Consider the following 17,612-nt stretch of genomic DNA (forward strand, 5'->3'; position numbering starts at 1 on the left):
AGGACATTTATTCTACGACTTTCGCCCGACACTATTAAACGCATTATAATAATATAACGTTATTATTTATGTTTTTTTAATTCACTCTCTTTCCAGCCATTAAACTCATAATAAAAAAGTTCAGGATCATATTCCCTAAGACCATACATAGATTTAGCATCTAAACGTTTATATAAATCTAAATGAAACCCAGCATATTTCTTCTCAACAGGATATAAAGAATATCCCATAATAAAAGCAAATTCTGCCCAGTCAATTAAATTATTTTTATTACCACAACACACTTTTACATCTTCACATCTATAAACACTCTCACACTTCGTACAATAGCAATAAGACATCAATAATCTCCTTCAAATGTTTTTGTTTAATCGTCGTTTCATTCTTAAATAAACTCTTGAAAAACTGGATTATATTCCCATTTTTGATCACTTACTAAGTCTATGAGATAACTTATTACTTCCATATTATTTTTATTGCGTATAAATCCAATAGGATCATTATCCTTCAACAATTCAGCAATTGAATTAAGTAAAAGAAAAGTAATTTTTTCATTAATTAAAAAGTCTTCTGTATCTTTTTGAATAAATCCTACAGGCAACTCATCAATTAAAAGTTTTATAGCCTTAACATTTGATTTCCATCCTTCATTTTGAATATCATCATCTTGAATAACTACCCTTATATCCTTGCCTTCAATAAAATTAATCGGCGTATTTTATTTTAATAAATAATTTAAACCATTTTTCTCCATTTAAAACATCCACCTGTACAATAACTTAGAATAATAGCTGATTTATTTTATTTGCAGTCTCAAGTTGCATACTCGGTAATACATGACTATAAGTATCTAATAAATCTTGAATCTTATTAAAGTGCTCTATCAATAATCTCTTCTAAAATTCACATATAATATTTTACATTTAATAACACCATTAAAATTGTTTAAGGGCAATTATTACAAAACCTAATAATCGCCCTTAACTTTATTTTAAAAATCATTTTTCTAATAAAATTTATGTACACATTCTTTAATGCTCATTTTTAGTCAACTTGGTAATGCTGTGCTAAATCAAATGGCCACAACTCAGTTCCTGTTGTTTCTTGAAGCGACTCCAAAACAGCTTTAAACATTGAGGGATCATAATTAAACAGCTCTAAAGCAGCCCATTTCTTTTTTTCCTTAGCACCATCCATTAGGAATTTTTTAAAGTACGGCTGATAATGATGATAAACAAACCTACCATAGCTTTTACCTGATCGATATTGACTTGATTTTAGACAAAATATCAATTCGAATAGTTCGAAGCATTCCATATACTCCCTATCTGTTGGTAAAATACCGCTAAATATATCACCTAATTGTTCAAAAATCATTTCACTCATTGGAACATAGCTGCTATCACCACCTTCCTTTAGATATCCATGAAGAACACGTGGGTTAGCATACTCTAAATATTTCATATCATGCTCCGAATAAAAATTATCATATAGAAGCGGTTTCGTTAACATCTTTTCTAACTCTCCGAATGAGTTCCTTTTTAATAAAGCTATACCTACACTGTAAGTCGCAACAATTACAGGTACTCTTCTAATCCCCTCATTTACCTCCAAATATGTCCCCTCAATATTAGGCATACATGTTAGCCTTGATAATGTATCAATAACAAATTCTGTTATGCGAGAATGCTCATTATAATAACAAATTGTTGTGAGTAAAGCACATAGATTTGCCGACTTTGATATTAATCCTCTGATCGAATTCTTAAAATCTTCCAAACCATTAAATGATTTATCCATTTGAAGCTCTCTAATGCTCTGCATTACACTCTCTGTTTCAGACATCATTAAATCATGAAGCTCTATTATTTTATTTTTACTTAGTAAATTTTTCGCCTGTGCAATAATAGTTTCGACAGTAAAAGTGTTAACTGTGAGATGATTTTCAATTGCCTCTACATTATTTAATAATTGAGAAAAGAAACCATCCGCCCCTTTATTATCAAGTATTACCTGTGCATCTCTAAAACTAACTAACTCCTGCGCTCCGCTTGTTAGTTGATCACTATATGAATGCCAATACCAAGAATATCTTCGACTGCTAATACTCTTCATAATATTTTTAATCGCTACGTCCCATTCACCTGACCATCCAGAGATAATAAGTCCACATTTATCAAAAATATCCTTCAAAAGTTCTTCTAGCTTAGGAGAATAAGAGGATAGTTCTTCTGAAATATTACGAAAACGATTATCCTTATAGTCTCCGTTAATTTTTATAACCGTACAATCTGAATGTAATAAAGGTTTCATACCCGCAATAGAACTTTCATCATGCACTACCTGATAGTTTACCCCTTCAAATCCTAAAGCTTGTTCCATTAGTTGATCGAAATTTGTTGTAAGAATAACTTTGATATAACCTTTTTTAACCAATTGAGCTATAGAACGGTGCGCTTGTGTAGGTGTTTTCATCCCATCTTCTCGTTCTTGTTCTGTTGGTACAAAATATTTTTCCAAAAAGCCTTGTCTTTCCGCAGGTGTTGGAGCTATCATCTCAAGTAAATCATCATATCGAGGCTCTACTTGATAAATTCTATTATACCAATCAGTAGATATTTCTCCCTCTTCCACCGTTTCGGGTCTCAATGTTCTAATATGGTCACAAATGTCTTCGATAATTCCCCAACCTGTTTTAATCCTTGCTGAATACGATACACCTGATCCGAGAAACAATGCGTATATCCCTTTATTCGCTTGCATTGATAACCCCATTGTTAATTTACTATCCATGAAATCCCTCCAAATATCTATATTCATCTAATATTATACAACTTATATGGTAATATTTATTTTATAACAATTTACTATTGTTATTTTTATTTTGAGATTAGCATTTTAAAATTATATTCAATTAATATAAATTAAATTTTGATTATGTCGTTTAGAAACTTGTCACTATCTATTAATAATTAAAGGTAATTTTGGTCAATGGATTTTATGTACATGAACCATTATACCTAACTAGAGGACACCACTCGAAACATAAGATAATTATTCAACCTTGCTTACATAAATAAAAAGCCAAGTCAAATTAAAGTGAACCCGAATAGTGGTACATGAAAAAAACAAGAGTTCATTACCCAGAAGAAGTAAAGTGAAAAGTGATTGAAATGAAAAAGGATGGGTATTCCAATCGGACCATTATGGAGAAGCTTGGAATTAAAAATGTTTCCCAAATTAAGACATGGATGAAATGGTATAGGACCGGTCAAACGCACCGTTTTCAACAACCTGTAGGAAAACAATATGCTTATGGAAAAGGGCCAAACGAACTTAGTGAATTGGAAAAGCTACGATTAGAAAATAAACATTAAAAACAAAATTACTTGTATGGGGAAAGTATCTGGAAATCGAAAGGAGCTGAAACCACATACCGTTATTACTCTATGGAATGAATTAAAAACAAGGGTAACCGCCCAAGAACTGTGTAAAGTATTAGAATTACCGCGTTCTACATTTTATCGTTGGTTACAGATAACGGAACGCCCTAAAGATGAGGTAGAAGAAAGAATAAAGAAGGTCTGTCTTAGGCATAAATTACGATATGGATATCGAAGAGTGACTGCTACTCTTCGAAAGATGGGGATGTGTGTCAATCACAAAAAGGTATTACGGGTTATGAAACAATATCATATACTCTCAAAAGTACGTCGTAAGAAAAAGAAATAGATGAATGGTGCGGAACCAGTCGTAACTCCTCATCGATTAGAACGTCAATTTGAAGCGTCAGCCCCAAATGAAAAGTGGTTTACAGATGTAACTTATTTATTATTTGGAGAGCGTACTTTGTATTTATCAACGATTATGGATGCCTTTAATCGTGACATTATAAGTTATGTCATCAGTAAATCGCAAAATCTAGCCTTAGCGATAAAGACAGTAAAACAAGCGATGAGAGGACGAAAAGTAAAAGATGTCATCCTTCACTCAGATCAAGGAAGTATTTATACTGGGAAGGAATTTCAAGCGTATGCCAAACAAAACGGCATCATCACCAGCATGTCCCGGAAAGGAAATTGCCATGATAATGCCGTCATGGCAAGCTTCTTTGGCCATTTAAAAAGTGAAGCTTTCTATTCACAAAAGATAACAAAAGTATCCAACACAACTGTACGAATGATTGTGCTAGAATACATTCATTACTACAATTGTGTGCGAATTCAAGAGAAATTAAACCACCTATCCCCTAAAGAATTTAAGGAACAGATGGTTTAGGTGTTTTGATATGTGTCCTGTTTTCGGGGGCACTTCAAATTGACCAGGCTTTTTATTTATGTAAGAATTGATTCTAATTCACTTAAAGCTATTTCGTTTTCCTCACATAATTCTTTAACTACTTCTAAAGCCCATTGTTTTCTTTGATCGGCTTCTCTAAGAATTGTCCATACCCCACCTGTACGCTCTGTATTATATAATTCTTTCAAACCAGGAAATAGAGATGTGTAGAGTACTAGAATCAAATATTGGAAGTTCTGTGATACATTTTCAATTTGACCATTTTTGATAAAATTTGATCTTCCAGTATCTATTGTACAGGAACCATCCGCTCCTATTTCCATAAACAAACTAAAGTCATTATGCTTTAAAAAATAAAAACCTCCATTATACACACTCTGATTACTTCCTAATCCAGATAATGCTTGGACTGATCCTAAAACATTAGCCCCTTGACTTGTACTATCATAAGCTTGTCTTTCAGCAAGTTGTGAAACAGCCGAAACATCTACCACTTGGATACTTTCATCCTCTGAACCGTTCCACGGTATACTTTGTCCTCTTTTACTAAAGATCCAATAGAAAAATCTGCTATCCAAAGCATATGTATCAATATCTTTATAGTATACTTTCCCCCATTCTTCTTTTGGGTTTCTGTAACCTTGACCAAATAAAGCCGATCTTACTTTTCCTTCTTGGCTTGCACTCACTTCTAAAGCGCAATACACTCTACCGAAATATTCAAAGAACACAGCATTCACAGAACGATTAAATACCCTTATATCCCTTGGAAGAGGAGTGTTATTAATTAGTCCTTTTGAAGCTCCTAACTGGAGTTCATACTGGCCTAAGGCTGGAATATACTCAATTTCTTGCCCTACAATATTCATTCTTTCAATGACAAAGTCAGCCCTTCCAGGAGCGGGTAACCATTTATTTTGAAGAGTCTTATCATAGGCTGATAAATCAGCATGATCAACAAGATAATCAATCTCTTGTTTATAGTTCAGTTGTAATAATTCAATAATATAATTCAATCGAAAGCGTGGCTCCATAGCCCAAATTACAATTTTGGTGTTATTTTTAGACAATGCTACTCCCCCTATTATCTACGAAAAAATCTTACTTTCTGCTCTTTAATATCTACCTTAATAAAAAATTTAAGCCATTTTAATCCTTCGCCATTGACAGTAAATCTCGGAATAACACTCGCTGATAAATTATCCGGAATACTTATATCAGTATGATTAGCAATGTAATACGGATATGTTTTCGTTATAACCACGTTATTCTTACCGGTCTGTAAAGATCCAAGATCATTTATTATTTTATTTAAACTAATTTTAAAACCCGTTTGATTATCAACTATTATTTCATCATTTTGAAATTGGTCCTTCGCTTGAAGCATCAATTGTCTAGGCGTAGGCTCAACTTCTAATAAAAGTTCCTTATTTTTGATTAACCGAAGTAATATACGCCACCATACACTACCTTTCCTTGTAACCTCCAGGTCTAATTTAACTGTGCGCTGAAGTTCACTTGATATCCTATTACCTTCTTGCGTAATTAAAGTAAATTCTATGTTACTACCTAGGGCATTATTTTGAACAACAGATATACTAATCGGTCTAAATAAAAAAGAGAACCAACCAACTAATAAAAATGATACATAAATTCCTATCATTAATAGTGAATCTCGAAGTTTATTTGCAAACCATTTTTCCTCACCCCAAAATTGGTTAAACAATATAAGTAACAATAAATATTGTATCGTTTGTGTGAAAAAATTTTTTCTATCTAAATTTAACATACTTTACATCCTCTCCACTGGAATATTTTTAATCCCAGTCGCTAATTCTATAGGTAAAGAAAAAGCAAGAGAAGCTAACTCATTTATTTCAGCAGGAATTTCCGCTACAGCGAACTTTGTAATACGAAAAGTCCTTCCATTTTCTAAATAGGAGATAGCGAAAATATCATGCCCATTCTTCAAAATCATGCTTAACACTCGATTAATATAAAATTTATCATTTGTAAGTAACGCTTCATTTAATTCATCACGCAGTTCTAAATCGATTTCTTCAGTAAATTCAATATCAAGTACTTGAATACCTAAATAATCAGCGTTTTGAATCAACGAAAGTAATCTATCTTGTTGTAACTCAAATGGTCTAAGTTTTGCACTTAACCGTTCATTATTTTTTCTAATAGCTTTATCGACGGAGGCAACCAGTGGAGATGACTGGGTTAGAATGTCTGCACTTTTTAAATCATCGCTATCTAAACATTTTATTTTTTGATAAAAATAAAGCACATGTGTGCGCATAATTATTACACCTCCGTTTCTTATATTATATATTATGGCACAAAACAAGAAAAAAATGTTAGGCTACGCATAAAAATTTTATACATGTGCAAATAAAGTAATTGGTCACAACTTGGTCAACAATTATGTGAAATACCAGGATATTAAAGTGCATTGCATGGAATTTCACATAGATAATGTCCTTAATTTCTTGGACACATACAAATTCTAGGTTACTAACGGGCTCTTTTGAGTACATACAGTTCTATCTTGACAGGGTTATAGGCGGATTATCAATTATGAACTTGAAAAACATTGATATATGTATACTGTCAAACCTAAAAAATTAACATTAGGTTCCACTCAAATATTGATTGAAACACAACACTCCGTTAAATCTGAAATTCAGAATACAGGGAGTGTTTTTTATTGTCTTTAGGATACTTTAACGAAAAAAAACATGCGAAAACGACAACCACATAAGCGAAAAGCTGAAAGAATTACAAAGGAAAATGCAGTAGAACGATTATTCGCAAGGTTTCTCGAGGTCAAAGTTAAACAAAATCTTTAAATGAATTCGTTTTTATATTCAACAGTATTAAAGCCCATAACATCTCTTTCGATTATCTTCTTAGCAATATCGTTAAGAATTCCATGCCCTCCAATCTCCTTGAGAGCATTTATAACTTTATGAAGCCATGTTCTAGGTTAAGCCATTACTTTTCCTCTTTATTTCTTTTGAGTATTGAAATTTAAAAGAGTGATACTGTATAGGGCATTAAACAGTCTTAAAGAATCAACCCGCTCCCATTCGTTGACATTATATCTACCATGAAGCACCCAGTTACGATTAATTAAGGCTGGCTTATAATTAAGTTCTTTAAATTTACCGAAAGAAAAAGCATGATTAATAAAGGTTATTACTGAGTAATACACTTGATTTCTTATACTCCCTTCCATCAACTCTTTTTCCTTTTCTCTGAAAGCTTGCTTCCAATCTTGGTCTTGAACAATATTAAACAATGTTCCTTCTAATATAGAAAATAAGCTGGGAATAGTAATCCTAAAACGACCTTCCTCGTAATTTTGAAAACACTCTTCAAGTAGTACTTCCCATCTCCCTTCAAAAGCATTGCTGGTAAGTCTTTTTTTCATTTTCATATAATTTTCTTCTATTAAATAGTGCTCCTCAAATACTTTGTCCATTTCACTTTTGGATTTTCCATGTATAAGCTCCTGACTTTCCCTCATGGTTGTATGAAGAGGAATTGTCCAACCTTGTTCAGCACCGTAAACAGCGACTTCTTCCATTATATCGAGCGATTGCTTTATGTTAATTTCACTAAATTGTTTTTTCATGTTTTCAATTTTCTTTTGCCAAACTTGAATAAATTCATCAAAATCAGCCATCTAATATCACCTTCTATTAAAATGTTATTTCCATTTTATAGAACTAGTAGTTTTCTTTAAAAAGGAAGTCAAGCGTTCTAATGCTCTTAAAGTCTATTAATTGACTAAACAAGTACAAAATAAAATCAAATTTTTATTAATATGCAGTACGTATCAAATGATTCAATTGGTTTAACTAACTACTTAACTCATTGGTGATAATGCCCGATAATTCCTACCTAATTTCTTTAAATCAGTAAGATATCTTGCAGCTAAATATTTATTTTGAGTTGTTTGTATCTTATCATAAACCTGAATTGCTCCGCCTACTGTTGCTCCAAAACCTAAAAACTCTTTTGCTAATTCATAGTTGCTGCCATGACTAGAAAAAACTAACCATACCCCTAACGCAGTAGCCACTGTCCCAGTTGCAACCCCTGTAATATCAACAGTTAGGTCAAGAATTGAAGCCTTAAGATGTTCTTTGATTTGCATACAGTTACCTTCTGTTAAATTTTGTCCTGTAGTGTTTGTAAAGTCACTAAGGGCGGTGTGAAAGGCATTCAATTTTTTTTGAAAAGATTGCTTATTACGCAGTTTTATTATTTCCACAAGAGGAATTTCTTTTAAGTTTACTGGAATTTGAAGTTCAATTAATTTTTTCATAGATTTTAGCTCTTCGAAGCAAGGATTATATTTCCAAGCTTTATTATTTATTCTAGAGATTTGCCTTTGCTCTTTTGTATCCGTAATAACCGACATCCCTGTATGGTCTCCAATATTATGAGCAAAGACTGACATATAAATTAAAGCTAATTGCTTTGGAAGTCTAATGCCGTTATAAGTTTCATGACAAAGACCGTAATCACCACAAAAACTAACAAATTCTGGAGAAAACTTTGTATTGAATAGTTCAGTATCTTGATATTGTATTTGTCTCCAAAAATCAAGAATATTAACTTCACCTAAAATTCCAAGGTTTCGTTTGGGTTTATTAATAATATTTTGAATAATATCAATTGCATCATACGTGGATTTTTCTCCTTCATCATAGGTTGGACGGTAACTTTCTAATAAATTAGTTGAGTTTTTTAAATCCCTGTGTTTAACACTTAAATAGTTGTCAGCTTCAAAAGGAACTATAGTATGTACCTTTATCATATAAAGTAAAGCAAACTTTAACCATTCATCATCTTCTATTTCAAAACCAGGGTAATATAAGAAATCAGTCATAAAAATCCTCCACCATATATATTTTTTACCATAAACATAGTTATCTTCTTAATATTAGAGAATTAGTTAAATCTATTTTACTAACAGGGTTATGCTTTTTGTAATAATCCCCTCAACTTACGTATATTACCGTATAGAGATGTTAATATATAGGAACAAGGGCATTATTAGCGTCAACAACAATCTCTTGATCTATCGTGCTAATAGCTTAACATGTAGAAATTCAATAAATTCCTTCCCCCTGTTTATCATAGACATATTCAATTTAAAACATCAACTCAGTAGTTACTTGAGATAATCGGGTTACACCCTTACATCTTTACTAAAATAAGTTACACACATTCTTAAATTTCAAGAAATCAATTAAAGTCATTAAACTTAAGCATCATTCACGCTCTTGATATGCACAATAAATCAATTTCTTAATGCTTTCTAGAGAAATAATGTTTTTCAACTCTATATTAATCTGATTTTTGTCTCTTGTGTCAGCGGGGATGAAAATCTTTATCTTGTCTCTAAACCTTTCAAAAACAGAATCTCTCATTTTAGTAGGGACATGGAACAAAACTCTATTTCCTTTTGTTGAAATTGATAAAAACTTAAAACGTCTAGATGCTCGTCTCATCATAATACCATCTGCCAGATAATAATAAACACCTTCTAGACCATAAGCATATTCAAAAATTTCTTTAGTAATTCGTTGTTCCCTTAAACTATACGTTTGAATTAATTGCTCCACAGTTTCAAACTTAGATATATTTCTTGGAACTTTCTTTTTATATAAGGCAATGTTTCCTTTGTTTTCCTTAACATTTTCAAGATTAATTTCCTTATATTCATAACCGTGTTTTTTAAGTCCTTCTTTGAGCCCTTCTACAAAAGTAAGTCCAACCAACATGAATCGGGCATCTGGATTATTTACAAGCCCATCATATCGAATTAATTGACCTACAGCACTATCACTTACCTTTAATTTAACTTCAACAAAAAGTTTCTTTTTGTTTTTATCCAAAAATAACAGATCGCACCGTTTTCCACTCAAGTTAACCTCACTTTCTAAAAAATACACCCTTCTTCAATTAGGTACGGATTTGCAATTAAAATTTCATGAAGTTGAACCTCTTTCATTTTCATCAATCCTTTTTGGATATTAATCAGCTTTTAAACCAATTGTTCAGACTTATAAATATTCTCCCGATGCCAATTCATATATTTCTGTTGTTGCTCATTCAACTCTATCCTCATGGTTTCATTGGTATTTAGAAAAACCTTAGTTACTTCATCTATACTATCTGAAATTAAAATCGACCCACCTTTATCAAAACTAATATATCCTTTGTCAAATAAAGAATCATGGTTAGGGCAAAATAACAATCCGTTATTAACATCTAACCGCTCTTTATCATTAGATTGACTCCAGGGCTTAATATGGCTAGCTACTAAGAAGCGTTCATCCGATACACCACACAATTTACATTTCTTTTCTACAGCTAAAAGCGCCTTTTTAAAAATTGACTGACCTATACGTGCCTTAACAACCGATTCTTTTTCGGTTTTATCCAAAACAATCGGTGATTCCATTTTTCTCTGAAATATCAGAAAACCCTCGCTATGCAGTGGATTCACTTTCTTAAGCAATATTTTTAATTGTGAATTATTTAACCGCTTCCATCTGACCTTTAACGTAAGAGCTTGCAATTCTGTTTGATTTGGAGATGGATTATAATCAATTGATAATTCCTCTAGTAATGCCCTGTTAACTATCAGAGGGGTATCCAATACCATTGATTTTTCTGGATTACCAAAAACAATTACTTCATTCTCTTGAACCTTATTTCTAAATAAGTGCGGATTTTTATATTTTATCATGATTGTATTATCCATTTTTGCTTTTTGAATATCCAAAACTTTTTCCACTTCGTAAAATGCGGTAATGCAGGGGTTATTTTCTATACTTTTATAAAAAAATAAGAAATCCCCCTTCGAAACTTTAGTTTTCAAAATCCAACCATTCTTCTTACTATTTCCATAAGTATACTCTGAGAATAACGGGTCTTCTTCCCTATTATGTATTTCTGGGTCTAAATATGGAATTATATAACTCGTCAAAACACGTTCCCCCATCCAATTAAAAATTTTCTTAGACAAAATTCAACTTAATTCATTATCCTAAATGGATAACTTCAAATGACATAAATTTCAAGTATAGCCTGTACTTGAAAAATCAATACAGGAATATTATACCATATATTTTACATATATATTTTTAGAGAAAACAGGATGTTTAAACCTGTTCTTTAAATTTGTTCCCTATCCAATTCATTCGTAAGCAGATAATAAAAGACGGGTTTTATTAAGTATAATGCAGTGAAATTACGACTTCACGTTCAATCATCTACTTCAATACAAAAAGGACGGCTTTAACCGTCCCTTTTATTCCTCTGATACTCCAACGCCTCCACCTTTAAAATTTTTTCTATCTATCTTGTATTGGGATTTTGCTTCTCAAATTGCCCATTCAGAAGTATACTCTTTATGAATCCATCTTGTGCAGTAGTTCCTTATAATTGAATTGTTAATATGAAAGTGTACAAAGTATAGAATTTCCTCTTCATACAACGCTTTAAGACACTCCACAACGGACTTTCTGTTTATTCCTGTATCTTTTACAATTGTATCAATTTTTGTGTACGACATTGGAACATTGCTTATGCTGTAAAAGATATTCTCAACTATATTATGGAAAAACCATTTTCTTTTAGTATATAAACCGGAAAGGAAGTGGGTTTTACTGCTTAAATTTGCTATCAGCCCTAACAACTTTTTTCTTTTTTAATTATCGAAAGTAATGTGGTAGCAACGAAAAGTTTGACTGTTTATAATTTTTTAAAAACCAACTTCGAATATCTAAAACAGTATACTGAAAAATATTATATACTATACTTGTTCTTACAATAAAAAAGATGGAGGATATAACGTGACTACTAAGGATTATATGGTTAACAAACAAGGGGCTAAAATTTATATCGATGTTAACAAGCATGCCATTTTATCAATACCTTAAATTAAAAGGAACAAAGGGCAATTTATGAAGTATTGTTTGTAGGTATGTTAGGAATGAACACACCTATCGTTACGGTAAAAGAGAAATGACAAGCGATAACACATAGACTTCCTCAACAATATGTAGAATGGGCTACTAGTTCACTTATGATGGCAAAAGAATTAAATGTTTCAATGTTTCCTTAAAAAGTGGAGTTTGGTTATATTGAAAAAGAAAATTATTATACAGAAATCCTTTAAGTAGAGGATTAAAGAAAAGTAACCCCCAAAAACAGATCATACGATACATATTACAAGATCCACCAGTAGATTAACGAGTTTGAAGATGAATAGATACCGAAAAAAGTGTTTGAGAAGTTTGCTAATGAATTGAGTATTCCCGTTATAAATGAGATACTATTAATCGTAGAACATAAGGAGGATGCAAATTAATATCGTTATTTTGAATTTTCGTAGTTTTCAAACCTTATAAATCCCGAAAATTATGTTACCCTTTTGAAAAGTAAGAGTAAATTCTAAACTCAAAAAATTTTTCCTCAGTTTAAGATTGGCTAAACAAATGGTTAATTTATCTAATTATTGATATAATGTAATAAAAATACATTATATGGAGGAAAATTTTAATGCGATTTTCTGAACGAACGGGATTTGTTCCTGTAAAACACTTAATACAAATCGATTCCATGAACGAACCATTACGCAACGGTTTATGGAATTCTTTTTATACTTTTATTTGGCGAACAGAATACAAAAAATATAAAAGCTCTACATCTAGCGTTTCAGAAAAAGAAGGTTTAAAGAACTTAAATATACTAACAGCTACTTTATGGTATGACTTTTACAAATTACCCCTTAGTAAAATACCTTCTAATCTAGATAGTTTTATTGCATATATAGAAACTCGATACTTCGCAGCCGAATGGTACCAAGCATATGATTTCATCGAATATGTGGCCAAAAGTTTTCCTTTTCTTGATAATTTTGAGTTATTTAAAAAAGAGTGTAACCGGATTCTAGAACAAGAAAAATCCGCCTATAGATTTACAGGTAATATACTTACTCAAATTACTACAGAACAAGAGAGGGAATCCATTGAAAAGGCAATGAGTTCTAGTGGTACTAAGTCCTTTGTAAGTATGCATATAGAACAGGCCTTGCGTTTAATGGCTAATCGAACTAATCCAGACTATATTAATTCTATTAAAGAATCGATAAGCGCAGTTGAATCTATATGTAAGGTTATTGTAAAAGATGAAAAAGGAACTCTAGGACAAGCTTTAAATAAACTAGAACAAAACGGAATAGTCATTCAGGATACATTAAAAGAAGGATTCAAAAGAATATACTGGTATACAAGTGATAACGATGGTATTCGCCACGCTCATAAAGATGTACCAAATGTTTCTTATGAAGATGCTCAATTTATGCTAATAACCTGTTCCGCGTTTTGTAATTACTTAACTGAAAAAGCAAATAAGGCTGACATTAATATTTCTTAAATAAAGACTTCATTATATAACATAACACGAAAAATCTACCACCCGCAATGGGTGGTCTTTTACGTTTACTGCATCATTAAATATGATCTTTTTGATTATCTTCTCAATTGTTCACCTCTTAGACCTTTCTTCTTCAACCAATTGACGTATTTTTGCACATTTAATGGTGTTATAATCTGGATAATTTCACATTACCTAAAAATAGGATACTATGTCTGTTCGAATAGCCTTTTAGTAAATTCTCTGTTTGAATATAAACATTATACTTTTTCGTATTAAGCCAACTTTTAAGATTTTCACCATTAATGAATTTACTAGATTATATATGTCTCAACATGAACTTATAAAAGTAGCTTTGTTAAAGCATTTTCTTCTTTTTGATAGTAATTCCTCTTCCTTATTTTACTTTCTTTTACCTGTTAGTCGATTAATACCAATGTCCACAATACAAAAACAATTCCTAGTTTTCTTATCTTTTTTCTCTTTCAACTAAGTAACCTATCAGCGAATCATTTCAACTACATACTGTACATTCAATATATGGAATTTTCTTGGTTATGGATAGTTCTTTTATATAAAAGGAATAATAATCAGCAACATCATTTTATTTAATTAAGAATTTCATTTAAAATTTATTAGTGACTTCTTATATTTAAAATAAACTGGAAGGGAAAGAAACATTGATTTGTTATAAGTCTCAATGTTTCTTTTTCTAATTTAATAAAGATAATCAAAGAGCATTTAGTTGATATTAAAAAGAGCTATTTTTCACTTCTTATTTATATATTTATACAAAAAAGCCTTTCTGGTTTAATTATCCAGAAGGCTTAATTGCTCTACTTCTTTAACCGGCTCTATATTCTTACTCATTAAATCTGAAGTTCTAACCATTTTAAGTTTTTGATCTAATTGAATTTTTCTAGCCTTTTTGATTGGTTTGTGTTCATCTAGTATTTTAAAATATTCATCATATTGTTTATCATGATAATGCAGGATACCGTTATTAATAATATCAACAAAACTAATCTTAGGATTATTTATATGTTCTAATCTTTTCTCAGTTTTGAGTCTGTTTTCCCACATTGTAAAATATGGCTCCAATGCTTTTGTAGGAACTTCATATATTCTAACAGGGTCATTAATATAAAATATACCTACTAAAAATCCCGATACAGCCCTGTACCTCTTAATAATCTCATCATTAACATGATGACAGGTTGTAATGCCAGGTCTAAATCTAAGCTCTCCTTTGGTATCAATAAGGTTTACAGTTTTAAGCTCATACTGATTACCTGTCTCCTCATCTAGACCATCATCTCCGTGTCTTCCTGCCATCTTTTTAAGTCCAAATATCTTTGTTAATAGTAACTCTCTAAATCCTCCATCATCAAATACACTAATAATATTCTCTTTTGTTGCCTCTTTTTGTAATGCATCAGCCAAATCTAATAAATATTTAACATCCTCTTTAATCTTTAGTGTCATATTTTTTTCTCCTCAGGTATTAGCTCCTGTACTCTAACTTCTAAAGCTCTTGCAAGTTTAATCAATGTTGTATAAGTCGGATTTTTTTGAGCTAATTCTAAACTACTGATATAATTTCTGTGGAGACCTGCTTTAAAACCCAGAGTTTCCTGAGAGTAACCCTTTTGTTCTCTCATTGCTCTAATCTTTTCTCCTAGTTTTTGTAGGTCTTTAGTATAGATGTTTTCATAATCCATATATTTTGCCTCAATTTCTTAATTAAATCATTTTATATAACAGGGTTTCACTATAAGAAAAATTATATTATAATTAGGATAGACAATCTGCACACTATAGTGTGAAATAGCAGGATGTGGAAACTAATATAGGAGTGTTACAATTGGAATTAGCTTATCAAACAAGAAAAGGAATGGCCTATCAGGGTAACTCTTTAGACCTGTTAGACAGCCTAGATAACAACTCTATTAGCCTTGTTATGACATCTCCACCTTTTGATTTACTCAGACAAAAAAGCTACGGCAATCTTAATGGAGATGCTTATATTGAATGGCTTACAGGGTTTGCAAGGAAAGTAAAGGATAAACTTACTGAGGATGGTAGTTTTGTTCTAGATTTAGGTGGAGCTTATCAAAAAGGAGTTCCTGTTAGAAATCTTTATAATTACAAAGTTTTGATTAAGTTTGTAGAAGAGTTAGGATTTCATTTAGCTGAGGAATTTTTTTGGTATAACTCATCAAAGTTACCATCTCCTATCGAGTGGGTTAATAAAAGAAAAATTAGAGCTAAGGATTCAGTAAATACCGTTTGGTGGTTTTCTAAAACAGAGTTTCCTAAAGCTGATGTAAGAAATGTATTAGTACCTTATTCTGATAGAATGCAAAAGCTACTTAAAGATGGTAAAAAATATTATGACCCAAAAGAAAGACCCTCAGGTCATAATATATCAGGGGGATTTAATAAGGATAATGGAGGGGCAATACCTTCAAACTTATTACAGATTCCTAACTCAGAAAGCAACTCAAAATATTTAAAGTATTGTAAATTTGCAGGAGTAAAAGGACATCCTGCTAGGTTTCCAGCTAAACTTCCTGAGTTTTTTATTAAATTTCTTACTGAACCTGATGATACTGTATTAGACATCTTTGCAGGATCTAATACTACAGGTGAGACAGCAGAAAATTTAGATAGAAAATGGATAAGCTGTGATTTAGATAGGGAGTTTGTTGCTGCATCTGTTTTCAGATTTGCTCAAGATCTGGAGGAGGCTAAAGAATTACATCAAAGAATTCTAAATGGCGAGTTTGTTGATTTAAGAGAAAATACTTTATTATAATACATTTATTATGACTAGCACAGAAGAGTAGGAAAAAAGTTTTCTGCTCTTTTTTGCAATTAATTATATCAAAAAAAATACAATTATAAAATATGCTCCAATAAGGAGATGTGCTAATATTAATGAAACTGATACTTTAAATCAAAATTTATGGGATATGCATGCCCTTGATAAAGGCTGTTTATTATCCTTAATATGATATATATTACTTTATAATACAGAGTATAAAAAATGTTCCTTTTCTCGTATTAGTAAAAAAGGAGGGCACTGCGGTAGCTATCCATATCAACTGAATATGAATTATATATTTATTAATCTCTTTCAACATCTTAAGCATTACTTTAATCTGTGGTCTTCTGTTCATTCTTCTGACAAATGAATATTCTTTTAGTAAGACCTTTCATCACTTCTACTTCTTTAATATGTATGGGCCTTTTATTTCCTCCTGCAAAATATATTTCCAAACTATTACTCGAAATTTATACATTGTATAATTAAATTCATTGAAAAAATAAAGGACTTCCAAAAGAAAGTCCTTTATTTTTTCAAACTCTCTTTCCAATCCATCATATCCATTAATACTTCTCTAAAATCTTTATTGAACGGATACTTTTCTGCCAGCTTGTCTGAATGTGTTAACTCAATTTTTTCCCACTCGTCACTTAAATTACTCCACGCTGAAATCGCTTCATCCAACGCTTTATTAAACTTATCCATTTTAGCTGTCACCACCTTCCCCTTTGTTTTTGTATATTAAAATTCTATCATTATTTCACTATATAATATATACTCCAATAATCTTTAAAAATATATAAGTTTAGACATAAATTTACTCATAGCGCCTTTATTAATTGTAATTTTCAGATAAAATACACCCAAATTTTTTGAGGATATATATATACCCTTGAACCATTTGGTATAAACGCAATATTTCTTTCAAATGGTGTTTAGCCTGTGAATTCGAAAATCTTTGGTATCGACAAAGAACATGCAAGAATAAAAATATTACACATTTATTTAGGACTGC

General features: G+C 31.3%; 14 protein-coding genes and 1 pseudogene. 3 read left to right on the forward strand and 12 right to left on the reverse strand.

The genetic code is table 11. The features are described from left to right. Window positions 1-62: 62 nt before the first annotated feature. Window positions 63-341, reverse strand: a complete 279-nt coding sequence (locus tag NST27_RS27915; RefSeq protein WP_047387800.1) for a hypothetical protein — start codon at window positions 339-341, stop codon at window positions 63-65. Between the two features lie 703 nt (window positions 342-1,044). Further along, a complete protein-coding gene (locus tag NST27_RS27920) occupies window positions 1,045-2,793 on the reverse strand; it encodes an SIR2 family protein (protein ID WP_047387803.1) in 1,749 nt (582 codons plus the stop codon). Between the two features lie 380 nt (window positions 2,794-3,173). Between NST27_RS27920 and NST27_RS27925 the strand changes: the two are divergent. Next, window positions 3,174-4,278: pseudogene (locus NST27_RS27925) on the forward strand (IS3 family transposase). A 56-nt stretch (window positions 4,279-4,334) separates the two neighbouring features. On the opposite strand, the gene NST27_RS27930 reads toward NST27_RS27925, so the two are convergent. From NST27_RS27930 to NST27_RS27960, 7 genes are all read right to left on the reverse strand, one after another. Further along, window positions 4,335-5,369, reverse strand: a complete 1,035-nt coding sequence (locus NST27_RS27930) for a hypothetical protein (RefSeq protein WP_047387806.1) — start codon at window positions 5,367-5,369, stop codon at window positions 4,335-4,337. Between the two features lie 14 nt (window positions 5,370-5,383). After that, entirely contained in the window at window positions 5,384-6,088 is a 705-nt protein-coding gene (locus NST27_RS27935) for a hypothetical protein (RefSeq protein ID WP_047387809.1), read from the reverse strand. Between the two features lie 3 nt (window positions 6,089-6,091). Beyond that, window positions 6,092-6,604: a hypothetical protein gene (locus tag NST27_RS27940; protein WP_047387811.1), complete on the reverse strand. Its 513-nt coding sequence runs from the start codon at window positions 6,602-6,604 to the stop codon at window positions 6,092-6,094. A gap of 708 nt (window positions 6,605-7,312) precedes the next feature. Continuing rightward, window positions 7,313-7,993: a hypothetical protein gene (locus tag NST27_RS27945; RefSeq protein ID WP_047387814.1), complete on the reverse strand. Its 681-nt coding sequence runs from the start codon at window positions 7,991-7,993 to the stop codon at window positions 7,313-7,315. 183 nt (window positions 7,994-8,176) lie between these two features. Then, entirely contained in the window at window positions 8,177-9,205 is a 1,029-nt protein-coding gene (locus NST27_RS27950; protein ID WP_047387816.1) for a hypothetical protein, read from the reverse strand. 385 nt (window positions 9,206-9,590) lie between these two features. Next, a complete protein-coding gene (locus tag NST27_RS27955; RefSeq protein ID WP_233276726.1) occupies window positions 9,591-10,247 on the reverse strand; it encodes a DUF91 domain-containing protein in 657 nt (218 codons plus the stop codon). A gap of 119 nt (window positions 10,248-10,366) precedes the next feature. Continuing rightward, the gene (locus NST27_RS27960; RefSeq protein WP_047387818.1) at window positions 10,367-11,314 is read right to left on the reverse strand and encodes an HNH endonuclease; all 948 of its coding nucleotides are present in this window, start codon (window positions 11,312-11,314) and stop codon (window positions 10,367-10,369) included. A gap of 1,577 nt (window positions 11,315-12,891) precedes the next feature. On the opposite strand from NST27_RS27960, the gene NST27_RS27965 reads away from it, so the two are divergent. Beyond that, window positions 12,892-13,767 carry an AbiJ-NTD4 domain-containing protein gene (locus NST27_RS27965; RefSeq protein WP_047387822.1) on the forward strand — a complete coding sequence of 292 codons (876 nt, stop codon included), beginning with the start codon at window positions 12,892-12,894 and terminating at the stop codon, window positions 13,765-13,767. An 810-nt stretch (window positions 13,768-14,577) separates the two neighbouring features. On the opposite strand, the gene NST27_RS27970 is transcribed toward NST27_RS27965, so the two are convergent. Together NST27_RS27970 and NST27_RS27975 are read right to left on the reverse strand one after the other, a co-directional pair. Next, window positions 14,578-15,252, reverse strand: coding sequence for a hypothetical protein (locus tag NST27_RS27970; protein ID WP_047387825.1), 675 nt, complete (start codon window positions 15,250-15,252; stop codon window positions 14,578-14,580). After that, window positions 15,249-15,488, reverse strand: coding sequence for a helix-turn-helix domain-containing protein (locus tag NST27_RS27975; protein WP_016078333.1), 240 nt, complete (start codon window positions 15,486-15,488; stop codon window positions 15,249-15,251). The genes NST27_RS27970 and NST27_RS27975 overlap by 4 nt, the downstream gene beginning before the upstream one ends. Before the next feature lie 134 nt (window positions 15,489-15,622). Here NST27_RS27975 and NST27_RS27980 point away from each other — a divergent pair, with 134 nt between their 5' ends. After that, on the forward strand, window positions 15,623-16,585 hold the full coding sequence (locus tag NST27_RS27980; RefSeq protein WP_233276727.1) for a DNA-methyltransferase: 963 nt from the start codon (window positions 15,623-15,625) through the stop codon (window positions 16,583-16,585). 537 nt (window positions 16,586-17,122) lie between these two features. Here NST27_RS27980 and NST27_RS27985 read toward each other — a convergent pair. Next, the gene (locus tag NST27_RS27985) at window positions 17,123-17,302 is read right to left on the reverse strand and encodes a hypothetical protein (RefSeq protein ID WP_016078331.1); all 180 of its coding nucleotides are present in this window, start codon (window positions 17,300-17,302) and stop codon (window positions 17,123-17,125) included. Between the last annotated feature and the right edge of the window lie 310 nt (window positions 17,303-17,612).

Source organism: Bacillus sp. FSL W8-0770, assembly GCF_038008705.1.
In the GTDB taxonomy this organism is placed as follows: domain Bacteria; phylum Bacillota; class Bacilli; order Bacillales; family Bacillaceae_G; genus Bacillus_A; species Bacillus_A cereus.